The organism is Alkalimonas amylolytica (genome assembly GCF_900107845.1).
In the GTDB taxonomy this organism is placed as follows: domain Bacteria; phylum Pseudomonadota; class Gammaproteobacteria; order Enterobacterales; family Alteromonadaceae; genus Alkalimonas; species Alkalimonas amylolytica.
Genome location: NZ_FNRM01000001.1, coordinates 303910 through 326904 on the forward strand (window position 1 = coordinate 303910; position 22995 = coordinate 326904).

The following is a 22995-nucleotide window of genomic DNA, read 5'->3' on the forward strand; positions in this document are numbered from 1 at the left end:
CTCGGCCGTTTTTGAGTAAACTTGGTGTTTATCACAATTATTATCGACGAAAGCGCCGCAAAATCCGAGCATTTTCTTACCCAGTCTGCATTTTTCATGGCTGCGGTTGCTTCGAGTCGGTCCAGTTAGAACCAGGAGTCAACATGGAGTTCAGTGTAAAGAGTGGCAGTCCGGAAAAACAACGTAGCGCCTGCATCGTGGTCGGCGTCTATGAGCCACGCCGTTTGTCCGCTGTTGCCGAGCAGCTGGATAAAATCAGTGAAGGCTATATCAGCAACCTGCTGCGCCGAGGCGATCTGGAAGGCAAGCCCGGCCAGATGCTGTTACTGCATCATGTACCCAATGTGCTGAGCGAGCGGGTTCTGCTGGTTGGCTGTGGTAAAGAGCGTGAGCTGGACGAGCGCCAATACAAGCAAATCATTGCCAAAACCATCAGCACCCTAAACGAAACCGGCTCGATGGAAGCGGTGTGCTTTTTATCCGAACTGCATGTCAAAGGTCGTGATATCTACTGGAAAGTGCGCCATGCGGTGGAAAGCGCCCAGGACTCGCTCTACGTGTTTGATCAGCTAAAAAGCAAAAAAGACGAAACCCGCCGGCCGCTGCGCAAAATTGTGTTCAATGTGCCAACCCGACGCGATCTGGCATTGGGCGAAAGGGCGGTTGAACACGGCCTGGCGGTTGCTTCAGGTGCCAAGCTGTGCAAAGACGTAGGTAATATGCCGCCCAATATTTGCACCCCGGCCTATCTGGCCGAGCAAAGTGTGCAACTGGCCAGCCAGCACAGCAAATTGCAAGTTGAGGTGTTAGGCCCAGACGAACTGTCGGAGCTGGGCATGAATGCCTATCTGGCTGTGGGCAAAGGCTCGGTCAATGAGCCGCGGATGACGGTGATGCGTTATCAGGGCGGTGCCGATAATGCCGCTCCTATCGTGCTGGTCGGTAAAGGCCTGACCTTTGACTCCGGCGGCATCAGCATCAAGCCAAGCGATGGCATGGATGAAATGAAATACGACATGGGCGGCGCTGCGGCGGTGCTCGGCGCGATGAAAGCACTGTGTGAACTGGAGCTGCCACTGAACGTAATCGGCGTGTTAGCCGCCGCCGAAAACATGCCAGATGCCAACGCCTATCGTCCCGGCGATATTCTGACCACCATGTCGGGTCAAACGGTCGAAGTACTGAATACCGATGCCGAAGGCCGTCTGGTGCTGTGCGATGCCCTGACCTATGTCGAGCGCTTTGACCCGGATGTGGTGATTGACGTGGCGACCTTAACCGGTGCCTGCATCATCGCCCTTGGCAAACACGCCACCGGCTTACTGAGCAATCACAACCCACTGGCGCACGATTTGCTAAATGCCTCAGACAGCAGTGGTGATCGCGCCTGGCGTCTGCCGCTGTGGGATGATTATCAGGAGCAACTGGAGAGCCCCTTTGCTGATTTTAGCAACCTGGGCGGACGTGCTGCTGGTACCATTACTGCCGCCTGCTTCCTGTCGCGCTTTACCCGTAAATTCCATTGGGCGCACCTGGATGTTGCCGGCACCGCCTGGCGCAGTGGTGGTAAAGACAAAGGCTCTACCGGCCGGCCGGTCCCCATGCTCACCCAGTACCTGCTGCACCGCTGCGGTCAGGATCAGGACTAGATGCAGGTCCGCTTTTACCAGCTGGCGGAGGATGCCAAATCGCCGCAGCCGGATATTCCGGCGCACTGGCAACTGGCTTGCCAGCTGTGCGCTGAGGCCTACCGTCAGCAACAACGTGTTTTTATCCTGACCGCCAACGAGCAGGATGCACTTACCCTGGATGAGTGGCTGTGGCAATTTGAACCCGAGCGCTTTATTCCACATAACCTGCCGGGCGAAGGCCCGGCCCGCGGCGCACCAGTTGAAATCAGCTGGCAGCCGCCACGTCAGCAACGGCAGTTGCTGATTAATTTAAGCCGCGATGTGCCGGATTTTGCCCGGCGTTTCGCGCAGATAATTGAATTTGTTCCGGCCGACGAGCAGTTAAAAGCCGAGGCCAGAACCCGCTATAAACACTATCGTCAGCTTGGCATCACCCCAGAGATGATGTCCACCCGCTGATTTGCAGGTAACCCGATGGAAAAAACCTTTAACCCGAGTCAAATTGAGCAGGCCATGTACCAGGCCTGGGAAAGCAAAGGCTACTTCAAAGCTGGCAGCGATGACAGCCAGGATAACTACTGCATCATGATCCCACCGCCGAATGTCACCGGCAGTCTGCATATGGGCCATGCTTTTCAGCACACCATTATGGATGCACTGATCCGCTATCAACGCATGCAGGGCAAAAATACCCTGTGGCAGGTCGGCACCGATCATGCCGGTATCGCCACCCAGATGGTGGTGGAGCGCAAACTGGCCGCTGAAAGCCAGCCCGATCGTCATGCACTGGGCCGTGATGCCTTTATTGAAAAAATCTGGCAATGGAAAGCCGAGTCCGGTGGCACCATCAGCGATCAGATGCGCCGGCTTGGCAACTCGGTCGACTGGCAGCGCGAGCGCTTTACCATGGATGAAGGCCTGTCCAATGCGGTGCAGGAAGTCTTTGTCCGGCTGTATCAGGACGATCTGATTTACCGCGGCAAACGCCTGGTGAACTGGGATCCGAAGCTGCACACCGCTATTTCCGATCTGGAAGTGGAAAACAAAGATCAAAACGGTCATTTCTGGCATCTGCGCTACCCGCTGGCCGATGGCGCTGTTACGGCCGATGGTAAAGATTACCTGGTGGTCGCCACCACCCGGCCGGAAACCATGCTGGGCGATACCGCCGTGGCCGTAAATGCTGAAGATCCGCGCTATCAGGCCTTAATTGGCAAAGAAGTGCTACTGCCGCTGGTCAATCGCCGCATTCCGATCATTGCCGACGACCACGCCGATATGGAAAAAGGCAGTGGCTGCGTCAAAATCACCCCAGCGCACGATTTCAACGATTACGAGGTGGGTAAACGCCATCAGCTGCCGATGATCAATGTGCTGAGCACGCATGCCGCTATTCTGACCGAGGGCGAATGCTTCCACAGCAATGGCGAAGCCAACAGCGACCTTAGTGCCGCCATTCCGGCCGAGTTTCAGGGGCTGGATCGCTTTGTCGCCCGTAAAGCCATTGTTGCGGCCTTTGACGCGGCCGGCTTGCTGGAGAAAGTTGAAGCCATTACCAATACCCTGCCTTATGGCGATCGCAGTGGCGTGGTGATTGAGCCCCTGCTGACCGATCAGTGGTATGTCCGCACGGCGCCTTTGGCCAAAACCGCCATCGAAGCCGTAGAAAACGGCGACATCCAGTTTGTGCCCAAGCAGTACGAAAACATGTACTACAGCTGGATGCGCGATATTCAGGACTGGTGTATTTCCCGTCAGCTGTGGTGGGGCCATCGCATTCCGGCCTGGTACGACGACAGCGGCAAGGTCTATGTTGGCCGCAACGAGCAGGAAGTACGCAGCCAGCATGGCCTGGACGACAGCGTCAGCCTGCGCCAGGACGACGACGTGCTCGATACCTGGTTCAGTTCCGGCCTGTGGACTTTCTCCACCCTGGGCTGGCCGGAGCAAACGCCGGAGCTGGCGCGCTTTCACCCGACCAATGTGCTGGTCACCGGCTTTGACATCATCTTCTTCTGGGTAGCCCGGATGATTATGATGACAATGCATCTGATTAAAGATGCCGATGGCAAGCCGCAGGTGCCTTTTAAAACCGTGTACGTCACCGGCCTGATCCGTGATGAGAACGGCGATAAGATGTCCAAGTCCAAAGGCAATGTCATCGATCCGCTGGACTTAATCGATGGCATTGATCTGGAAGCCCTGCTGGCCAAGCGCACCAGCAACCTGATGCAGCCCAAGCTGGCCGAGAAAATCGCCAAGCAAACCAAAACCCAGTTCCCGGAAGGGATCCAGGCCTGCGGCACCGATGCGCTGCGCTTTACCCTGGCAGCTTTGGCCTCGACCGGCCGCGACATCAACTGGGATATGAAACGCCTGGAAGGCTACCGCAATTTTTGCAACAAGCTGTGGAATGCCAGCCGCTATGTGCTGATGAACACCGAAGATCAGGATTGTGGCCAGCAAGGCGGCGCCATGACGTTGTCACTGGCGGATGAATGGATCCTGACCCAGTACCAGCACACAGTGAAAGCCGTGCGCCAGGCGATGGACCATTACCGCTTTGACTTGGCCGCCCACACCCTGTACGAGTTTACCTGGAACCAGTTCTGCGACTGGTACCTGGAGCTGACCAAGCCGGTGCTGCAGCAAGGCGACGAAGCCGCCCAACGCGGTACCCGCCGCACTCTGGTCACGGTGCTGGAAAGCTTGCTGCGCCTAATGCACCCCATTATGCCCTTTATGACCGAAACTATCTGGCAGCAAGTGGCTCCACTGGCGGGCGTGCACGGCGACAGCATTATGCTACAGCCTTACCCCGAGTATCAGGCTGATGAAGTCAACGAGACGGCGCTGCAGGATTTAGAGTGGTTAAAACAGGTGATCCTGGCAGTACGCACCATCCGCGGCGAGATGAACATTTCCCCGGGCAAGCCGTTGTCGATTTTGCTGCGACAGCTTAGCAGCGACGAGCTGCGCCGGCTGGAGCAAAACCGCAACTTCCTGCAGGTGATGGCCAAGCTCGACAGCATTACTGTGCTTAGCAGCACCGATACCGCGCCGGCCTGTGCCGCGCAGCAAGTCGGCGCCATGGACGTGTTAATCCCGATGGCTGGTCTCATCGACAAAGACGCCGAACTGGCCCGCCTTGGCAAGCTGCTGGAAAAAGCCAAACAGGAACTGGCCCGGGTGGATGGCAAACTTGGCAATGAAAAGTTTGTCAGCAATGCGCCGGAAGCCGTACTGGAAAAAGAAAAAGCCAAACAGGCCGAGCTCAAACTCAGCCTTGGTAAGCTGGAAGCACAGGTCGAGGAAATCGCTGCGCTATAAAGCTGGTTTCCTCCAACAGACAACGGCAGCCTCGGCTGCCGTTTTTATTGCATCATTCAATCTTCGCAACACCAAAATACATTCAACGCCCTCACGCTAAACGATGAACGCAAATCAATAAGAAAAAACTCATGTTAATTTTTTAATTCTATTTATTTACTGAATTTGATAAAGTTTCACAAATCACAATCCACAGAGGACGTTTTGTGTGGCACCTACAACGCAGCACCTTAGTGTGCATCTTAGTGGGGTTGCTGGCCCTGTTTACCCACAACCCTGCGGAGGCCGGTATGTTTGGCTGGTTTAAACGGATTGATGTGCAGGTATCCCCAGAAATTAAAGGTGCTATCACTCTGCACGATAAGCCGCAAGCGGATATGGTTATCAAGCGCGGTACCTTCTTTGAAGACAGCTGGAGCTGGGACAGCACCCGCACCGATGCGGACGGCCACTTTTATTTTGCGGAAAAAACCGTTAAAGCCCGCGAGGTACTGCATGAACGCCAGGTGGCGGTGCGATTGCTGGCGCTGGATTACCCCACTAAGGGGGATGAGGACCTGTTTTTTAGATTAAGCTCATCGCACAATTTAAAAAGCCGCTCCAGCGATTTATTAACCGATGGTATGCACTGCGAGCTGAGTGCTGAGTACACCATGAGTTATCTTAAATCACTTGAATACCCCAATATGGATTGGCATGGCTTTCAATCCAAATGCCGCTTTTTGCATGCCGATAAAGTTATTGTATCGCAGGCAGAGCTGGATGCGGCAGAGCTTGAGGAGACCTGGAGAGGGATTCATAGCCTGCTTGCCTATATAACGCAAAACGCATCCGAAATGGATACAGATGACTTTATTCGCTTTCACGTCCGTAGTAGTGCTGAGAGTGGCCTAGCCATGCTACACAAAATTCGAGAGCTCGAAACCGATATAGACAAACTTAACACCCTGCCTAATTTTGAAAAAAAATTTCAGCACTATTTGAATAAACTGAACAAGGAAGATCAACGATGAGCATCCCTGTTTTAACACCCAATATAGCCGCAGCTTTGGCTGCTGATGTCTATGACACCATAGAAATGCCTGCAGGTGCAGAATTTACTCCCGCAACTGGAGTTTTAAAGACATTCTTTGATTTTAGCCGTCAGGGCGGTGCTATCCATGGCCGCAGTGGGGGCCTGTTATTCCGGCGCGACTCGGGCTTTGCGGTGATTGGTAAAGGGAAGTCGCTCACGCCCTATGCCAACTCGATTGCCATCGCCTTTCGTGGCACCCAAACCGGCTACGATTGGCTGAGCAACACCAACACCCGCACCGTCACTATAGAAAACCAAACCCAGGCCCATAAAGGCTTTTACGAGCTGTTTAAAAGCATGCGCCCGGCAATGGAGCAGCAGTTAAACCCGTTATTGCGCAACAATGCCCATGCCATTGTGCATTGCGCCGGCCATAGCTTAGGCGGCGCCTTGGCGCAGCTGGCAGCCATTTGGATTAAAAAGTTTTATGGCAACAAAGTAGCTTTATACACCTTTGGCGCCCCACGGGTAGGGCTAAAAAACTTTGCCCTCCAGGCACCAGGCAGCGTGGACGCCACCTACCGCTGCATTCATGGTGATGACCCAGTGCCACTGGCCCCGGTATGGCCCTATTACCATGCACCTTACAATGGCCAGGTGGTGCGCTTAACCGCCGATACCGGCATTCGTGTAAGCTCGCATAAGATGCGGAAGGTACCCCATTGTTACCAGAACAGTGCCCGTGGCGATTGGGCCAATCTGATTAGCCGCGAACGGCTGCAGCGCCAGGTTTTTCTGAAGCGTGAAGATCACCATAAAGTTACCTTTAGCGAATACTGGATGAACCAAATCTGGGATGCACTGACCACCCTGCTGCGCCAGTCGGGAGGCGCATCTGCGTTTGTGTTTGGTTTACAAGGGCTGGGCGCTGGTGTGCATAGCTTTTACGATAATCTGGCCATAGAGTTGGAAAAAAGTGGCATGAACCAACAACATAGTGTGCATTTGGAAGGACTACTGGCCTGTATGCTGGCCTTTGCAGGTAAAAGGGTGATAAGAGCCATTGAACTTACCGCCCGCTTTATCCGCTGGGTATTCCGGCAGGTGCTCTCTGTACTGGACCGAGCTGTGCGCCAGGCTATTCAGCAAGTTAAGTAAAACCCTGGCTTTTTTAACAGCCTGACAGCATCACATGCTTTCGTTGGTAACGCTGCCCCGACACCGTTACCAACCTAAAAACCGATTTATTGCTGCAAAAAAGTAAAAAAACTTCGAGTAATCACTTTAAACAGTGTTCCTGCCATTTAACCAGCCAGGGCCTTTGTTCTCGCTTCGCTGTTCCGTTTTTACTGAAACGCACCACGGCTAAACACCCATGGTTAGCGGCTTTGACGCCAGTTTGGTGCCCTTGCAATCTGTGGCAGCTGCTCTAGATTAGACAGGTCGGACATCAAACCACCTGTTCAGGGAAGCAGTATCGAACAACAACAATAAACGATAGAGGCTTGCATGAAATACATACTCTCTACCGCTGTTTTAGCGGCCACGCTCTGGCACAGCTCAGCCGAAGCCAGCGATTACCCCATTGTACTGGTGCATGGTTTTCAACCCGCCCAACTGGCCAGCAGACCAAACCAAACGGAAGTCGAACAGGATGGTGCCAACTACTGGCAAGAATTCTGGTTGCCCAAAGCCAGCGCCCGTATCGACTGGCCTTCGCATGAGCGCATTACCGGCCGGATCATCAGCGACTATGCCTGGCCGGTGCTACAGCAACTTTCACAACAAGGCACCTGCCACAGCGGCTGCATCTTTGTCACCCACTCCACCGGTGATCTGGTGACCCGTTACATTCTGGATCATCAGGCTTTATGGCTGCAAAATGCCGGCCTGCAACCGCTGAACATTGTCGCCACACTGGATTTTGCCGGGGCGGGTGGCGGCTCTGAGCTGGCCGACTTAGCCATCAATGTTGCGAACGGCGGCAGTTGGATTGATGCCACCCTGCGCTATGCCATCTCGCTGTGGCTCGGTGAAATTCCTTCACCTGGTAATCTGGGAGTATTGAATGATTTGCGCGTGAACAGTGCCCGCCAACTGGCTGCCTTTCCGGATGCGCGCATCCCACGCATTCGTATGGTTGCAGCCAGCAATGATTACTTTGGCACCACAGGTTTGTTCTTGCCTGGCACCGACGACGGTGTGGTTGCCAGCCACTCCAGCTGTGGTGCTGCAAATGTGGCCGCCTTTAACAGCTGTGCCAGCCAGCTGGGCTTTGATGGTAAGCTGGCGGCGCAAAGTCAGCCGGTAACCAGCTTTATGCCCTACCACTACCCAATGCTGATGAGCGATAACTACAGCCACAATGGCATCCTGACCGATCGTCAGCGCGGCCAGGTGACACTGGCCAATGCGTCGGTCAATTTTACCGATCAGACTGGCTATGGCTTTGACAGCGACGATATCAGCTCGGGCTGGTGGCTTTTCCGTTCCACCTATCGGGTAGTGCGTGGCTCGGATCAGTTCAGTTTATCCGAGCTGGTGTATCAGGAGTTACTGGATTGAACAAAGCTCTGTTACTGGCAGCTGGAACCCTCAGCTGCCTGTTGTTGGCATGGTGGCTGTGGCCATCTGCTGCAAGCGCCCCTGCAGCTGCAGCAAATACCCCAGCCGCTATCACCAAGCCAAGCCAGGCAGCAAGCCCGGTAGCGGTGGCGCACCCTCTGCCCATTCAGGCAGAGCCTGAGCAAGCGCCGATGCAGCAGCAACTGCAGTGGCTGGCAAGTGCATACGCCGATGAGATCGCCATTCCGGCTTATTCGCGCCCGCTGACAACGGCAGATAGCCAGTTGCTGGAACCCAACCGATTTATTGCCCAGCCAGTACCGCTGAAACATGGTGCCAGCGTCAGCCTGTTTCCCAGTCAGTACCGTTTTATCTACCCGGAGCCCATCCACATCAAGCTGCAACTGCAGGGAGTTTCGGCCCAGGGCGCTACCTTGCGTTTGCTGCATGAATGGACAGGGGAACAGCTGGCCGAACAGGCGATGCAGCCAGCACAGGACGGCTTTCAGCTGCAACTGTCCAGTCAGCAAAGCTGGGATGGCAGTGTTACCGCCGAAGTGCAATTGCATGGCAGCACCGAGCCATTGTTGCTTCGTACCGGCTTTGAAATCAGCGCGCCGGTTGCGCACATCACCGGCATAGCAAGCAGCTATGGGGAGGGGCCCGATATGGTGATCCCGGTGCAATTGCAGGCAGAACTGGCCGGCCATTACCGGCTAAGAGCGAATTTATTGACGGCCGGACGTCAGCCAATAGCCGTGCTGACGGCCAGAGCAGAACTGCCGTCTGGTAACACTACGCTGCAGCTCAGAGCACACCGCTCGGTGCTGCCCGACACAGACGAGCCTTTCTGGCTCACCACCTTTCAACTGGAGCGGCTATCGCCAGCCCCGGGGCAACCTACCCGTTACGGCGACTCAGCCGAGCCGGAGTTCCTATTAGAACCCTTCTCGCTGCACCAGTTGAGTAACGATCCTTACCGGGCTGATGAGCAAGAGCAACAACGACTGCGCCTGCTGCAACAACTGGCACAGTAACGAGCACTCAGCTCTGTTTTGGCCCTCGAGTGCACACCGTTTTCAGGCGCAACCAGCCGCCATCCAGCGCAAAAGGCTGCCAGCTTACTGCAATTGTCATCGCAATGTCATAGACTGCCGCTAGCATCCATGGTTTTTCAGCGCAGCTTATGACTGCGCCTTTGCAGTTAAAAAGACAGGTAGCTTTTATGACCAAGGCATCCAAAAACCCCTTATTTGATTTATCAGGCGCAGAGCCGCAAGCCAACTTCTCTGCCAACCCGGACTTTTCCGAAGTGTTGGATAAACGCCTGAACCGCCGCCGTTTTTTGCAAGGCAGTGTAGCACTGGCTGTGTCCGGCTTTTTAGGGCAAGGCTTGCTTGGCTGCAGCAACCAAAGTGCAGCTCCGGCCCTGCTGCAGCAACCAGCCGGCTTGCTTGGTTTTGATGCCATCCCAATCAATCGTTTTGATACCGTCACCGTGCCCGCTGGTTACCGCACGCAGGTGTTTTTGCCATGGGGCACGCCACTCACGGCCGATGCGCCAGCCTACCGGGCCGATGCCAGCCACAGCGCAGCCGATCAAGCGAAACAAATGGGCATGCACCACGATGGCATGCACTTTTTCCCGATCGATCTTAAAAAAGGTGGCCAAAGCTCGGATGAAGGTTTGCTGGTGATGAACCACGAGTACGTCGATCCCAATATTTTGCATGCCTTTGGTGGCAAAGGGATCCCTCGCGATCACGAAGAAGTCCACAAAGAGCTGGCTGCTCATGGCGTCTCCGTAGCTCATATCAAAAAGCAGGCCGATGGCACCTGGCAGTTGCTGCAAGATAGCACACTGAACCGTCGCATTACCGGCCATACGCCGATGGAATTGACCGGCCCGGTACGTGGCCACGCCAAGGTAGTCACCAAGTACAGCCCGGATGGCACACGCACCCGTGGCACCCTGAACAACTGCGCCCATGGTGTCACCCCCTGGGGCACCTACCTGACCTGCGAAGAAAACTGGGCGCTGCTGTTTGTGAATCATCAGCAACCGATGCCGCGCGAGCATCGCCGCTACAGCATTGCCGATGAGCACAGTATTTTGCACTGGGAAACTGCCGGTCGTAGCGACGATGCCATCAGCCGTTTCAACGCTACCCCTTTTGCCGACAAGGCCAGCGACGATTACCGCAACGAACCGAATAATTTTGGCTGGATTGTCGAAATCGACCCCTTCAATCCCAAAAGCACGCCGGTGAAACACACCGCCATGGGTCGCTTTGCTCATGAAGGGTTGATTTTCGCTAAACCAGAAAGTGGCAAACCGCTGGTGGCTTATTCGGGTGACGATGCCCGTTTTGAATACATTTACAAATATGTTTCGGCCAAGCCGTACGATCCGGCTACTGCAGGGCCACACTTGCTGGATGAAGGCACTTTGTACGTGGCCCGCTTTAATGAAGATGGCAGTGGCGACTGGCTGCCGCTTAAGATTGAAGATGCGGATTTTCAGGCCAAAGCCAAGGCTGCCGGCCATGTCTTTGACAGCCAGGCCGATGTGTTGCTAAACACCCGGCTGGCCGCCGATATCATGGGCGCCACCAAAATGGACCGGCCGGAATGGGGCGCGGTGCACCCGATCACCAATGAGGTGTACTTTACTCTGACCAACAACAGCCGCCGCCATAGCCCGGATGCCGCCAACCCGCGCGCCAACAACCACAGTGGCCATATCATCCGTTGGCGTGAAGGCACCAGCCAGCGTTTTGACTGGGATATTTTTCTGTTATCCGGCGATGCCTATACCTACACCCCAGCACACAATGCCATGCTTACTGAGCAGAATCATCACGCCTCACCCGATGGCCTCTGGTTCGATCCCAACGGCTTGCTGTGGATCCAAACCGATATGTCCGGAGCGCAGATGCGCTCAGGCCCTTTTGGCAACAATGCCATGTTAGCGGCTGACGTGAACACTCACACCATCAAGCGCTTTTTGGTCGGCCCGGTCGATTGCGAAGTCACCGGGGTAGTGATGACACCGGATTGCAAAACCATGTTCGTCAATATTCAGCACCCAGGCGAAGGCTCTGGCCCCTACAGTTTCAGCAGCACCTGGCCGGATCGGCGCACCAACCGCCCCCGCTCCGCCACAGTGATCATCACCAAAGAGGATGGCGGCATTATCGGTAGCTAACCCCTTTAAATTGCTAAAGATTTAAGGCATAAAAAAACACCGGCTCTGGCAAGAAATTTTCACTTGTCAGCCGGTGTTTTTTTGCTATGATTGCCGCGCAAAAAATGGCCTTGGCCAGCTTGTACTTGCGCTGCATCTTTTTCCCGCAACTCATTGCAGTTCGCGTTGGATCTTGGCAGGATAGTCCGGTTAGCTTTTGAGATGATTGCAGTTTCTCAGAGTCCGTGGCTGGAAAGAGCAAGGTTTCGTTCCGTGCTCAGGATCCTGCATCCCAGTTCACGGTTTTTTCGATCTTTTTCCGCCCGCCGGAATCAAATTGAGAGACGTCCTATGTCCATAGAAACCACTGCAGAAGCGTTAGAAGAGGTTGTTGATCCCCTGGCCGCTGCCATAGAAGCAGCTGTGGTTGAACCAAGCGCCATTAGTTTGCTCCCCCCCCTGGTGGTATTGATTGTTGCGATTTGGCTAAAGCGGCCTATCTTTGCCCTGATCATGGGCGCAGTGGCCGGTTTACTGTTAATTTCCCCCAGTGAGAGTCTGTTTACCTTTGCCGAAACCACCGAACGGGTGATGCAGGACGAAACCATTGGTTGGCTGATTCTGGTAGTCGGTGGCTTTGGTGCCTTGATCGCACTGTTGGTGCATACCGGCGGTGCCTTTGCTTTTGGCCGGGTAGCCCAGCAGTATGCACAAGGTCGCAAGCCTTCGCTGCTGATGACCTACTTCCTTGGTATGCTGATTTTTATCGACGATTACCTCAATGCGCTCACCGTTGGTGAAACCATGAAGCGCATCACCGACAAATTCAAAGTGTCGCGCGAAATGTTGGCCTATGTGGTTGACTCCACCGCGGCACCTATGTGCGTCATTGTGCCGATTTCCACCTGGGCAGTGTTCTTTGGTGGCTTGCTGGTAGCCAATGGCGTGGCGCCAGATACCGATCCGAACGGCATTATGACCTACATCTCAGCCATTCCCTACATGTTGTATGCCTGGCTGGCGATGATTATGGTGCCACTGGTGATCTTAGGTGTGGTGCCGCTGATTGGCCCGATGAAAAAAGCCGAACTGGCCGCCCGTGGCGGCGCCATTCAGCAGGATGCGCCGCAGCAGGAAACCCACACCGGCGATGATTTCGCCATGCAGGCGATGGAAGAAGAATTCGAGCATGCCGATCGCAAGCACGGCAAGCTGATTAACTTTGTGCTGCCGATGGCGATGCTGGTTGGCTTTAGTATCTGGTTTGAAGCCGCCATTTGGCCTGCGCTGATCCTGACCTTTGTTCTGACTCTGCCACTTTATATGGCACAGCGCCTGATGCCGTTCAATGAAATGATGGATCAGATGATGCACGGCTTTAAAACCATGCTGCCGGCTATCTGCACCGTGATTGCCGCCTTTACCTTCAAAGATGTCTGTGATCAGCTTGGTTTGCCACTGTACGTCATAGACAACCTGGCGCCTTATATGTCGGCTGAGATGCTGCCGGCACTGGTGTTTGTTGCTATGGCGCTGCTGGCTTTTGCCACCGGCTCGTCCTGGGGGATTTTTGCCGTTTCCATCCCGATCGTGATGCCGATTGCTTTGGCGGTGGATGCCAATGTGCCGCTGGTGATTGGTGCGCTGCTCTCTGCCAGCTCGTTCGGCAGTCAGGCCTGTTTCTACAGTGACTCGACGGTACTGGCAGCACAGGGCTCAGGTTGTGATCTGATGAGCCACGCCCTGACTCAGTTCCCGTATGCCTTAATGGCTGCCATTCTGGCCTTCTTCGGCTTTATTGCCCTTGGCATGATGTAATCCAGCTATCGCCAGACAGACCTGCTGTTTCAGAGGTCTGTCTGGTGTTTATCGATTGCCCCCCTATTTTGGGCGCACATCTTTTAGACGCACAGATAAGGGCCTTGGTCCGACAAAGCCGCTGCACGGATTGGCATCCTTGCCCAGCTCAGGTAAAGTAGCGCCATTTTTGCACTCCAGGAAGACAGGGCCTTGAAACCTCTTCATTTTTTCATCTCGCTACTAACACTCGGCCTGCTGCTGTCTTCATCCCTGGTCCTGGCAGCAACAGATACCAGACTGCATATTCCTGTACTGACCGATGGGCCAGCCATGGTACTGGATGGCACCCTGGATGAGCCGCAGTGGCAACAGGCCCTGCAAGTTCCTATTTATTACCTGACCGCCCCGCTGGATGAAGGCAAAGCAGAGGTTTATACCATGGGCTATCTGTTTGAAGATGGCCACACACTTTATGTCGCTTTCGATGCCCATGACCCCAATCCACAGCAAATCAGGGCAGCCTATCGGAACCGCAACCAGATTTGGGGCGACGATGTGGTTGGTTTAAAGCTCGATACTTACGGCAATCAACAACGCGCCTATCAGTTTTTTGTCAATCCTTTGGGCAGCCAGGCCGATTCGATTGAAAACGCCGTGACCGGCACCGAATCATCAGCCTGGGATGGCCATTGGCAAGCGATTGGCCGTATTACCGAGCACGGCTACCAAGTGGAAATGGCCATCCCTTTGCACATTCTGAATATGCCCACCACCGAAGGTGTCAAGCAGATGGCATTTGAACTGGTGCGCTTTTTACCACGTGACCAACAGCTGCGGATCTCCAGCGCGCCAATTAAACGCAGCAATCGCTGCATGGTCTGTCAAATGACCCCCATCACCGGTTTTGCCAGTGCCGAGCAAAGCCGCTCATTGATCATTGCCCCGGCGCTGGTCACCGGCATCGCGCAACAGCGTGATCTGGCCAGCGACCAGGGCTGGCAAAGCGAAAGTAGCACCGACGTAAGCCTTGATGTGAAATGGGGCATCACCCCGGACATGACGTTCAATGCCACTTTAAAGCCGGATTTTTCCCAGGTCGAAGCCGATGCAGCTGAGCTGACCATCAACAACCCTTTTACACTGTTTTTCGCCGAAAAAAGACCATTTTTCACTGAAAATGCTGACTACTTTGCCACTCCACTTAATCTGGTACATACCCGCAATATTGCCGAGCCCAATGCCGGTGCCAAACTCACTGGCCGTATCGAGCAGCATACTTTCGGCCTGTTCAGTACCGACGATCAACAAAGCACCCTGCTGATCCCGGGCAACCTGGGCTCGCGGATTGCCCGGCTGGAAGGTAGCAGCCAAAATCATGCTCTGAGTTACAGCTATGCGCCCAGTGCCGATCTGACCTTTGGCTCCTTAATCACTCAGCGAAGCGCCAGCGATTACCGCAATACGGTGCTGTCGGCAGACAGCAACTGGCGCATCAGCCCGCACGATACACTGAGCATCCAGTGGGTGGGCAGCGAGACCCGCTATCCCGAAGCACTTTCAGCACAGTTAACGGCCGAAGCGGCACTGCGTACCACAGCCGATAGCGCACTGCAGGGCCAGGGCTATCGACTGAACTACCTGCATCAGCAACGCAACTGGCACGCCTATGTTCGCTACCAGCATCGGGATGAGGACTTTCGCGCTGACTTGGGTTTTTTGCCAGAAACCGACTGGCAACAACTGGCCATCGGCGGCGATTACACCTGGTTCTTCGACAACCCACAGCGCTTCCATCGCTTTCGCATTTTGCATCATGCTTTTTACACCGAGAATGCGGCCGGCGATTTGCTGGCCAAAGAGATAGAAAGTTATGCCATCCTGTCCGGCCAGATGAACAGTACGCTGGAGCTGGGCGGCTTTGTGCGGGATCGGGTGGGCAACCGGCTGGATACCAGCAGCCTTAGCATCGCTGGCAATACCGAGCGCTTTCGCGAGCAAGGCCTGCATTTTTTTGGCGAAATACGACCGCAGCGGGATTTATCCACCTACCTGTACTGGCAGGAAGCCAATATACTGGATCTGACCAATCAGCGCCTGTCCGATCAACGTCGGCTGATAGCCAATGTTCAATACAGCGCCAATCAACATCTGCAGTTGCGCTTACGCCATACCCATACCGCTATGCGGTATGCCGCCGCTCAGGTCTTTACCGCTGATCTCAGCGATGTGCGGCTAACCTGGCAGTTTAATAACCAAAGTTTTCTGCGTCTGGCGCTGATCTACACCCAGATCGACCGCAACCTGGCCAATTATGAGACCGGCTGGCAAGCTGTCTTGAACAGCAAACAACGCACTCTGACCAGCCAACTGCTGTATTCGTACCAGCTAAACCCGCAAACCGTGTTCTTTGTGGGCTATGGTGATAATGCCATCGAAAATGATGAGCAAACGGAGCTAAAACGCAATCAGCGCAGTGCTTTTATGAAGTTTAGTTACGCCTGGGTTTTGTAGCAGCTTCATAATAGTGTCACTGTATTCAAACGCTTTTTTCTGGTTTTATGGTAAGCTTATACCCTTTCATGCTGTTGGTTGTTTAAGGAGTGAACCATGCTAACCATGCTCGCGCGCATCCTCAAAGTGCTGAACTCGGAAGCCTCGCCCTGGCAAATTGGCTGGGCGGTGGCACTTGGCCTTTGTGCCGGCCTGTTGCCGTTCGGCTTGCTGACGGTGTTGATCCTGCTGATCGCCTGTTTGTTTACCGTCAATCTGTCGACCTTCTTGCTGGTCTGGGGCTTTAGCAAAGCCTTGCTCTGGCTATTGGCAGCGCCTTTAGAACAGCTGGGCTGGAACATCGGCCAACAAGACTGGTTACTTAGCGTACTGAGCCATAGCGAAACCCTGCAACTGCTGCACCTGCATCACAGCCTGGTGTTGGCGGCCTTTTTGCTCAGCGTGCTGATCCTGTTCCCGGTCGCCTGGCTCACCACCCGGCTGGTGCTGAAATACCGCCATGTACTGATGCCTCACCTCAATCAATGGAAAGTGGTGCAACTGCTGAAAGCCAGCAAGCTGGCACAGCTGTATCAGAAAATGAATTAAAGGAGTGCTGTGATGATCCGTAAATCCGGTTGGTTGATATTTTTAAGCATACTCGGCGCCATCTTCCTGTTGGTTTATGTGTTTGCCGGCACTGCCATTCGTTTTGGCATGGTCTACAGCCTGGAAAAAGCAGCCGGGGCCGAAGTAAACATTCAGCGGGTGTCGCTGGGGTTGTTTCCGCTGTCGCTGACCATTTCCGACCTACAAATCACCGATGCCAAAGCACCCGAGCAAAACCTAGTAAGCTTTGCCCGCGCCAATGCCGAGTTAGAGCTGTGGCCGGCCCTGCTTGGCTATTACGTCATCAGCGATGTGTCGGTCGAGCAACTGGCCTATGGCAGCGAGCGCCGCCGCCCCGGTAAGGTGTTTCGCGGTGAGCTGGCCGATACCGAAGACTCCGGTTTTGATTTTGCCAGCCTGTTTGCCATTGAACTGCCGGATGCCGATGAACTTTTGGCCCGGGCCAATTTAACCTCCGTCGCCAAAGGTGAAGCCCTGCAACAATTGGCACAAAGTGAACAGCAGCAAGTGCGGCAATTGCGCCAGCAACTGCCAGATAGTGAACGGCTGCGCGAGCTGGAGCAGCAAATTAAAGCCCTGACCGATGGCGATATCCGCGATGCGGCCGATTTAGCTGCCAAAACCGAGCAGCTGCGGCGGTTAAAAGCGGAGCTCGAGCAAGACAAAGCCAAGGTCGAGCAGGTGAAAACCGCCCTGCTGCAAAGCCGCGAGCAATTGCAAAGCGCGGTGCGCGATTTTCAGCAAGCCACTCAGGCCGACTGGCAGCAAGTGCAGTCCTACGCCAATCTGGCCGATGGCGGCCTGGCCGGTATCAGCCAGTTGTTATTAGGCGATTTGTGGACCGAGCGCTTGCAGCAGCTGTATACCGTCTATCAACTGGTTGCGCCCTACCTGCCGGAAGGGTCACGATTGGAAGAGCAGCCCGAGCCGCGCGAGCTACCAGGCCGGATACTGCCGCTTAAGCAGCAGCCTTACCCAAACTTCTGGATTAAAAATGCCAGCATCAGCCTGCTGATTGGTGGCGGCAATGCCGAGCTTCGTATCGAAGACATTACCGCGCAGCATCATATCATTGATGCCGCCACCCGCTTTGTGCTGGATGTGCAGCAACTGCCGATGCTGCAGCAGTTCCGGCTGGATGGCAACTTTGCCATCTTCGACCAGCTGCAATCGGAAGTAAACTGGCAGCTGCAGGGCCTGCAACTGGCTGAGCGGGTATTTGGTGAAGGCAGCACCCGCTTTGGCTTAGAGCAAGCCTTGCTGAATTCGCGTGGTGGATTAAGCCTAAGCGGCACAGCACTTAGCCAGCAAGCCAGTGTAGCGCTGCAAACCCCACGCTTTAGCAGTGGCGACAACCGCTATGTGCAGCAGCTGACCCAGCTGATGAACCAGCAAGCAGAAATCCCGTTTCAGCTACGCGCCAACGGCACCGTTACCCGGCCTAATGTCCGGGTCAGCTCACCGCTGGATCGCATTGTGGCTGACGCGGTGATGGGCGAAGCCCAGGCCCGCTTTGCCGGTTTTGAGCAGGATTTACGCAGTAAGTTCAATGCCAAGCTGCCAGATACCGCCGGCGATCAGCAAGCCCTGCTCAGCCTTTTAGACCGCGAACAAGCCAGCACCGAGCAAATGAGCCAGCAGATTGAAACCTTGCTGCAAGCCCAGCTCGGCGACTTACGTGACCGGGCGCTGGACCGCATCCGCGGCCGGATTGGCGGTTAATCAACGACAGGCCCCAATGGCTGACATGGTACAGTCATTGGGGTTTTGCTTCCGGCAACGATTAACTTTGCCAAACAACATCACCTTCTTTGAGCAAGAAACGGACGTTTAGTTAAGTTTTGTTCTAACAAAGTCTGTTCTCAAACTCAAAGGATATAGAGCTTGCGCAGCTATAGACTAAACCTCAAGGCTAGGCAGCTTTGCCCTGACACCAGTTTATTACAGAGTCACCTAACTCTATCAAATTCCCATGAGATTCCATATGGATATCATGTCGCCGCACAAATGCATAAAACTCCTCAAACTCCTTCTCTAATGATTCGAATGCTTCCTTTGATAAACCTTCACCGGGTAGTACAACGAAAAGAGCTGCACCTTTACTAATTTTATTCTTTAGCGCAATCTCGACAGAACGAAACCCTTCATATAGCTGACTCTTTACTCTATAGGGATCTGCATAAGCTGCAGAAGCCAGAGTCGCAACACCTTCTTCTTTTTGGAATGGTAAATATAGTTTTTCACGCCCGAAAGAATCATTAATTTCCAGAAATGGGTTCTTTGGAACATGTCGTTCATAATCTAACTTTAAAGATTTCTTTAGGTATACCTTTAAAGACTCATAAGCGGTATCACGAGAAACTGGAGAAAACGGTTTTCTTTTCCCTTTAACAGAACGAGGTTTGCCCAATGTAATAACTTCGGAGTAGAGTCGCCCAACAATGCTCTGATTATCCGACCCTTGCGCAAACCCCCGATCATCAATAGTAATACCAGCGAGTAATTTACCACGACGATATGGATTTGCGCGCAGGCACTCCTCAACTACCTGGCATGCGAGCTCAGCATGAAATGCTGCATTACTAGAATCGAATAGACACTCCAATCGACTAAAATCATTTAATAGTTTAAGAGTCAGATCGCCTTCGCTTGATACAAAACCTACACCAATATTAAGCATCTCTCCAGTCGCAATATCGGGTTGCCAGCGAGCGGCGAACCAAGTTCCTTGAATACCAGCTTTTGGAGCTGCTTTCTCAAAGAGTTCTTCGAGACCGTTCATTTTACACCGCCATGAGATAGAAATTTGAGCTCAGCCGACTATGTCCATCCGCAGCTCTTATACGTAAAAAGTCATCAATTGCCTTGCGCCTAGATGAATCAGCAGATAGAAACTGCTCCCACCAATACTCAAGCTCATCAATAATGTTATTATAAGCATCTGAATGCTGAGTTGCTGCGACCGCTATCGCACGCTTTTGCGGCAATTTACCGTCTTGAACTATCTGAAGTATATCAACAAGAATATTTCTGTATTTTTCATGTGGTTGCAGATCAGATGCAGACCAATTTGGTTTTACAGGTAAATTCGAGTGATCAATCAAATAGATCTTACCTGGTCCATCGACCACAATATTCTGGAGATTACGATCAGTATTCGCTGCCCAGTCATCAAAGGCAATAGTATCGTTTAACTTCGGCCAATCTCGTAGCATCCCCATGACAGCGTTCAGCTGTTGGTTTGTAATCGGATCAGTGAGCTGGCAAATAGTTGTTGGCGTTTTCCCTGGCGCTTCGCTCACAACAAACGCATGAGGAAGGAAATCATCTTGATTTTCTATCAACCCTTTCGGAACCTTAATGATCCCTGCATGGGTAGGAAGTGGTAAGCCACATGATTTGGCCAACAAATAACCAGTAATTTCATTTAGCAAACCAAGGGGTAACGACTTATGAAACATTTTGAAGTATGTACGCCGAGATTTTCCATCATCCCAAACAACTGAGACTAGCAGTGTAGACGCCGTGCGCCCTTCTCCAACAATTTCGAATACATTTGCTAAACGACTTTCGTGGAGAACTTCTATCATTCTTTCCATGAGCCAATCCTAATTCATCAAGGCATCCAAAAATCTCAATGCCATTGTAGACCTATATCTTACTAATCACCTAAGTCAATCTGAATATAAACAACCAGTAACATTACCTAAACTACGAAATAAGGGTCAGGCGAAAATAAAGTTAGAATCCATCGCGATTTAGTCGCTTGTAAACGGCCATGTGGCACTGGCGGCGCTTAAAAAATCGGGGTCATAAAGAAATCGGGGGCAGATGAAAATAATATTAAAATCAAACCCTTTCAAGTGATGAAAGGCCGCATCCGCCAGTAAAGAAATCGGGGTCAGATGAAAATAATATTAAAATCAAACCCTTTCAAGTGATGAAAGGCCGCATCCGCCAGCACAAACTCTGCAGTTAAAGGTAATTAAAATCCCTCGAGGTCTAATCGCGAGGCTGCAGCTTTTAAACGACTATATGGCACAGGTGGCGCTTCACAAACCTGCGTGAACTGACCAAACTGGGCTGACGTCAATTCAATAGCCGCCTGCGCCTGCAAAATCTGCGGAGCATTGTCTCGAATAAGCCCAACCATAAACTCGGCCAGGGACGCGCAGCCTGACGCAGCCGCAGTGCGCTCCGCCAACTGCTTGGTTTCTGCATCCACCCACATTTCTATCCGTTCTCGGGGCCCTGCTGCCATGGCTTTCGCTCCTGTACAAAAAAAGCCTAAACCAGTGTAGGGTTAAACGGCATCATGCCACAATTTAATAGCTACTATTCTACCGATCCAGGCAGTAGCGCACGCCATTACTGCGGATGAGTAGCCAGCCACTCTTTCAGTGCGTTATTCATCCGGGTTTGCCAGCCTTTGCCGGTGGCTTTAAAAGCGTTGATGACTTCAGCGTCGAACCGTACTGTGGTCGATATCTTGGGGTTGTCGGATACTGGCCGCCCTCCCCGCTTCATCTTGTCCATGAAACTGGCTGGCAACACTTCTTCAGCAGGCCGGAATCTGGCCAGCTCTTCATCGGATAAATCTTCCCGCAACTCGCCGTCTGGCGTGGTTAATGGTTTATTTGCGGTTGCCATAGGCTTGTACCTCTCGTTTATTCGCCTTGCGAAAGCTGATCACACGAATACCGTCCGTTGTTATGGTAAACACCAGCGCATGTACACGCCCATCTAGTAACCCTAAAGCGGAGTAACGTACTTCGCCGTACTCTTTACGGTCATCCTTGGCAATTAAGGCTGTCTCGAAATCAAAGTATGCCACGTCATCAAAGGACAAATCGCGCTCTTGAATGTTGCGCTGGTTTTTAGCCGGGTCGTAACTAATACGCAATCGTCGCATCCTGCCGATCTTTTATACGGTTATTGTAGTAACAAAAACACCTCTCTGCAAGCTACTCCATATGCCTGATTCATTCAACCCAGTCTTCGCAAGTAAGCGTAATATCAGCCTTTCAGAGCGTGGGCAAGCTAGTCATAGGAAAAAGCACGGGCAGCCGGCAAGGCGGTGGTTAATAACAGCACCGGCAAGGCGACCAGCTGGGTTGCGATGGGCAAGCTGGCGGTAAAGTTGATCCAGAATATGGCCGACCAGCTGACAGCAAGTAACAGCACACTTATCAGGGCACGATGTTGATTGTTCATGGTTGCTCCACAGTCACAATGAATACGGAGCTCAGTGTAAAACTTGCACAATTGAAACAGCAGTGTCACTATTGATAAAAATAAGGTCGATAGTGACAAAGCATGAAAACCATCGCCATTCTCGCTCATCCCAACAGCATCGCCAGTGATGTGCTGACCTTGCTGGATTATTTTGAGTTTAGCAATGCACTCTGGCGCTTTTTGCAGCCCGAAAGCCAACAACAGCTGTTTCATGCCTATGTGGTCAGTCCCGACGCGAAGCCGCTGCAACTGCGCCATGGCCTGCAACTAGCCGTGCAGCCTCATGACTGGAGCCAGGCCGATGCCGCTGTTTTTACGCCGGGCTATGCGTATGATGCCCAAGGCCTGCAGCAACTGGTTGAGCAGTCCAGCTGTTATTATCCGAAGTTGCCTGCGCTGCTGGCAAAGGGGGCTCTGCTTGCTGCCAGTTGCACCGGCACTTATGCGCTGGCCGGCAGCGGTTTACTCAATCATCGGCAAGCCACCAGCAGCTGGTTTTTTAAAGATGTGTTTAAAAGCATGTTCCCACAGGTGCATCTGCAGCTGAATAAAGTGCTGGTCATGGATCAGCAACTGCTAACAGCAGGTGCCACCACCTCGCATCACAATTTGTGCCTGGCCTTGACCGAAAAACTGGCCGGAGAACAATTTGCCCGCCAGATGGCGAAACTGATGCTGACCGATCCGAATCGCAGCTCGCAACTGCCTTACATGGATGCAGACCTGCTGCCCGCCAATCCAGTCTTGGATCCGCTGATGAAACAAGCCCGGCGCTATTTGCTGGCCAATCTGGCCGAACCTTTCTCGTTGCAGCAACTGGCCGACCAACTGCATCTGACCAAGCGTACCTTGCTGCGCCGCTTTAAAGCAGAGCTGCAAGACACGCCCTTAAACTACTTGCAGCGTTTGCGCATTGAGCAAGCGAAGCGCCTGCTGGAAACGAGCCGAATGCCGATTGAACAGGTGGTACTGCAAGTCGGGTACGAAGATGTTAGCTCGTTCCGAAAGTTATTTCTGCAGTACACTGAGCTGACGCCTAGTCAGTACCGACAGAAGTTTCTGCTTGAACCGAACTGGAGCTGTTGCCCGCAAAATCTCGACTAAACTAGCCA

General features: G+C 53.2%; 19 protein-coding genes. 13 read left to right on the forward strand and 6 right to left on the reverse strand.

Annotated features, from left to right (window positions below):
* Positions 1 to 143 precede the first annotated feature (143 nt).
* From pepA to BLW37_RS01420, 12 genes are all read left to right on the forward strand, one after another.
* Entirely contained in the window at positions 144 to 1649 is a 1506-nt protein-coding gene (pepA, locus tag BLW37_RS01365; RefSeq protein WP_091338294.1) for a leucyl aminopeptidase, read from the forward strand.
* Complete coding sequence (locus BLW37_RS01370) at positions 1650 to 2090, forward strand: DNA polymerase III subunit chi (RefSeq protein WP_091338299.1); 441 nt, start codon at positions 1650 to 1652, stop codon at positions 2088 to 2090.
* Between the two features lie 15 nt (positions 2091 to 2105).
* Entirely contained in the window at positions 2106 to 4961 is a 2856-nt protein-coding gene (locus BLW37_RS01375; protein ID WP_091338303.1) for a valine--tRNA ligase, read from the forward strand.
* A gap of 206 nt (positions 4962 to 5167) precedes the next feature.
* Positions 5168 to 5974 carry a DUF6795 domain-containing protein gene (locus BLW37_RS01380; protein WP_091338308.1) on the forward strand — a complete coding sequence of 269 codons (807 nt, stop codon included), beginning with the start codon at positions 5168 to 5170 and terminating at the stop codon, positions 5972 to 5974.
* A complete protein-coding gene (locus BLW37_RS01385; RefSeq protein ID WP_091338312.1) occupies positions 5971 to 7134 on the forward strand; it encodes a lipase family protein in 1164 nt (387 codons plus the stop codon). The genes BLW37_RS01380 and BLW37_RS01385 overlap by 4 nt, the downstream gene beginning before the upstream one ends.
* Before the next feature lie 351 nt (positions 7135 to 7485).
* Positions 7486 to 8541 (forward strand): hypothetical protein, encoded by a 1056-nt coding sequence (locus BLW37_RS01390; RefSeq protein WP_091338316.1) that lies wholly within the window; start codon positions 7486 to 7488, stop codon positions 8539 to 8541.
* Entirely contained in the window at positions 8538 to 9578 is a 1041-nt protein-coding gene (locus tag BLW37_RS01395) for a hypothetical protein (protein WP_091338321.1), read from the forward strand. Before BLW37_RS01390 ends, BLW37_RS01395 begins: the two co-directional genes overlap by 4 nt.
* Positions 9579 to 9766: 188 nt before the next feature.
* On the forward strand, positions 9767 to 11749 hold the full coding sequence (locus BLW37_RS01400) for a PhoX family protein (RefSeq protein WP_091339535.1): 1983 nt from the start codon (positions 9767 to 9769) through the stop codon (positions 11747 to 11749).
* 402 nt (positions 11750 to 12151) lie between these two features.
* The gene (locus BLW37_RS01405) at positions 12152 to 13546 is read left to right on the forward strand and encodes a Na+/H+ antiporter NhaC family protein (RefSeq protein WP_091339537.1); all 1395 of its coding nucleotides are present in this window, start codon (positions 12152 to 12154) and stop codon (positions 13544 to 13546) included.
* Positions 13547 to 13738: 192 nt separating this feature from the next.
* Complete coding sequence (locus BLW37_RS01410) at positions 13739 to 16039, forward strand: carbohydrate binding family 9 domain-containing protein (protein ID WP_091338326.1); 2301 nt, start codon at positions 13739 to 13741, stop codon at positions 16037 to 16039.
* 96 nt (positions 16040 to 16135) lie between these two features.
* Positions 16136 to 16627 (forward strand): TIGR03546 family protein, encoded by a 492-nt coding sequence (locus BLW37_RS01415; protein ID WP_091338330.1) that lies wholly within the window; start codon positions 16136 to 16138, stop codon positions 16625 to 16627.
* Between the two features lie 12 nt (positions 16628 to 16639).
* Positions 16640 to 18370 carry a TIGR03545 family protein gene (locus BLW37_RS01420; protein ID WP_091338336.1) on the forward strand — a complete coding sequence of 577 codons (1731 nt, stop codon included), beginning with the start codon at positions 16640 to 16642 and terminating at the stop codon, positions 18368 to 18370.
* A 190-nt stretch (positions 18371 to 18560) separates the two neighbouring features.
* Here BLW37_RS01420 and BLW37_RS01425 read toward each other — a convergent pair whose 3' ends face one another.
* From BLW37_RS01425 to BLW37_RS18685, 6 genes are all read right to left on the reverse strand, one after another.
* Positions 18561 to 19430: a hypothetical protein gene (locus BLW37_RS01425; RefSeq protein WP_091338340.1), complete on the reverse strand. Its 870-nt coding sequence runs from the start codon at positions 19428 to 19430 to the stop codon at positions 18561 to 18563.
* A gap of 1 nt (position 19431) precedes the next feature.
* Positions 19432 to 20247, reverse strand: coding sequence for a hypothetical protein (locus BLW37_RS01430; protein WP_091338345.1), 816 nt, complete (start codon positions 20245 to 20247; stop codon positions 19432 to 19434).
* A gap of 386 nt (positions 20248 to 20633) precedes the next feature.
* Positions 20634 to 20909: a type II toxin-antitoxin system TacA family antitoxin gene (locus BLW37_RS01435; RefSeq protein WP_171907512.1), complete on the reverse strand. Its 276-nt coding sequence runs from the start codon at positions 20907 to 20909 to the stop codon at positions 20634 to 20636.
* 107 nt (positions 20910 to 21016) lie between these two features.
* Positions 21017 to 21298 (reverse strand): BrnA antitoxin family protein, encoded by a 282-nt coding sequence (locus tag BLW37_RS01440; protein WP_091338353.1) that lies wholly within the window; start codon positions 21296 to 21298, stop codon positions 21017 to 21019.
* Positions 21282 to 21551, reverse strand: a complete 270-nt coding sequence (locus tag BLW37_RS01445; RefSeq protein WP_091338357.1) for a BrnT family toxin — start codon at positions 21549 to 21551, stop codon at positions 21282 to 21284. Before BLW37_RS01445 ends, BLW37_RS01440 begins: the two co-directional genes overlap by 17 nt.
* A 137-nt stretch (positions 21552 to 21688) precedes the next feature.
* Entirely contained in the window at positions 21689 to 21862 is a 174-nt protein-coding gene (locus BLW37_RS18685) for a hypothetical protein (protein ID WP_171907513.1), read from the reverse strand.
* A 102-nt stretch (positions 21863 to 21964) separates the two neighbouring features.
* On the opposite strand from BLW37_RS18685, the gene BLW37_RS01450 reads away from it, so the two are divergent.
* The gene (locus BLW37_RS01450; protein WP_091338361.1) at positions 21965 to 22987 is read left to right on the forward strand and encodes a GlxA family transcriptional regulator; all 1023 of its coding nucleotides are present in this window, start codon (positions 21965 to 21967) and stop codon (positions 22985 to 22987) included.
* The last annotated feature ends 8 nt before the right edge of the window (positions 22988 to 22995 follow it).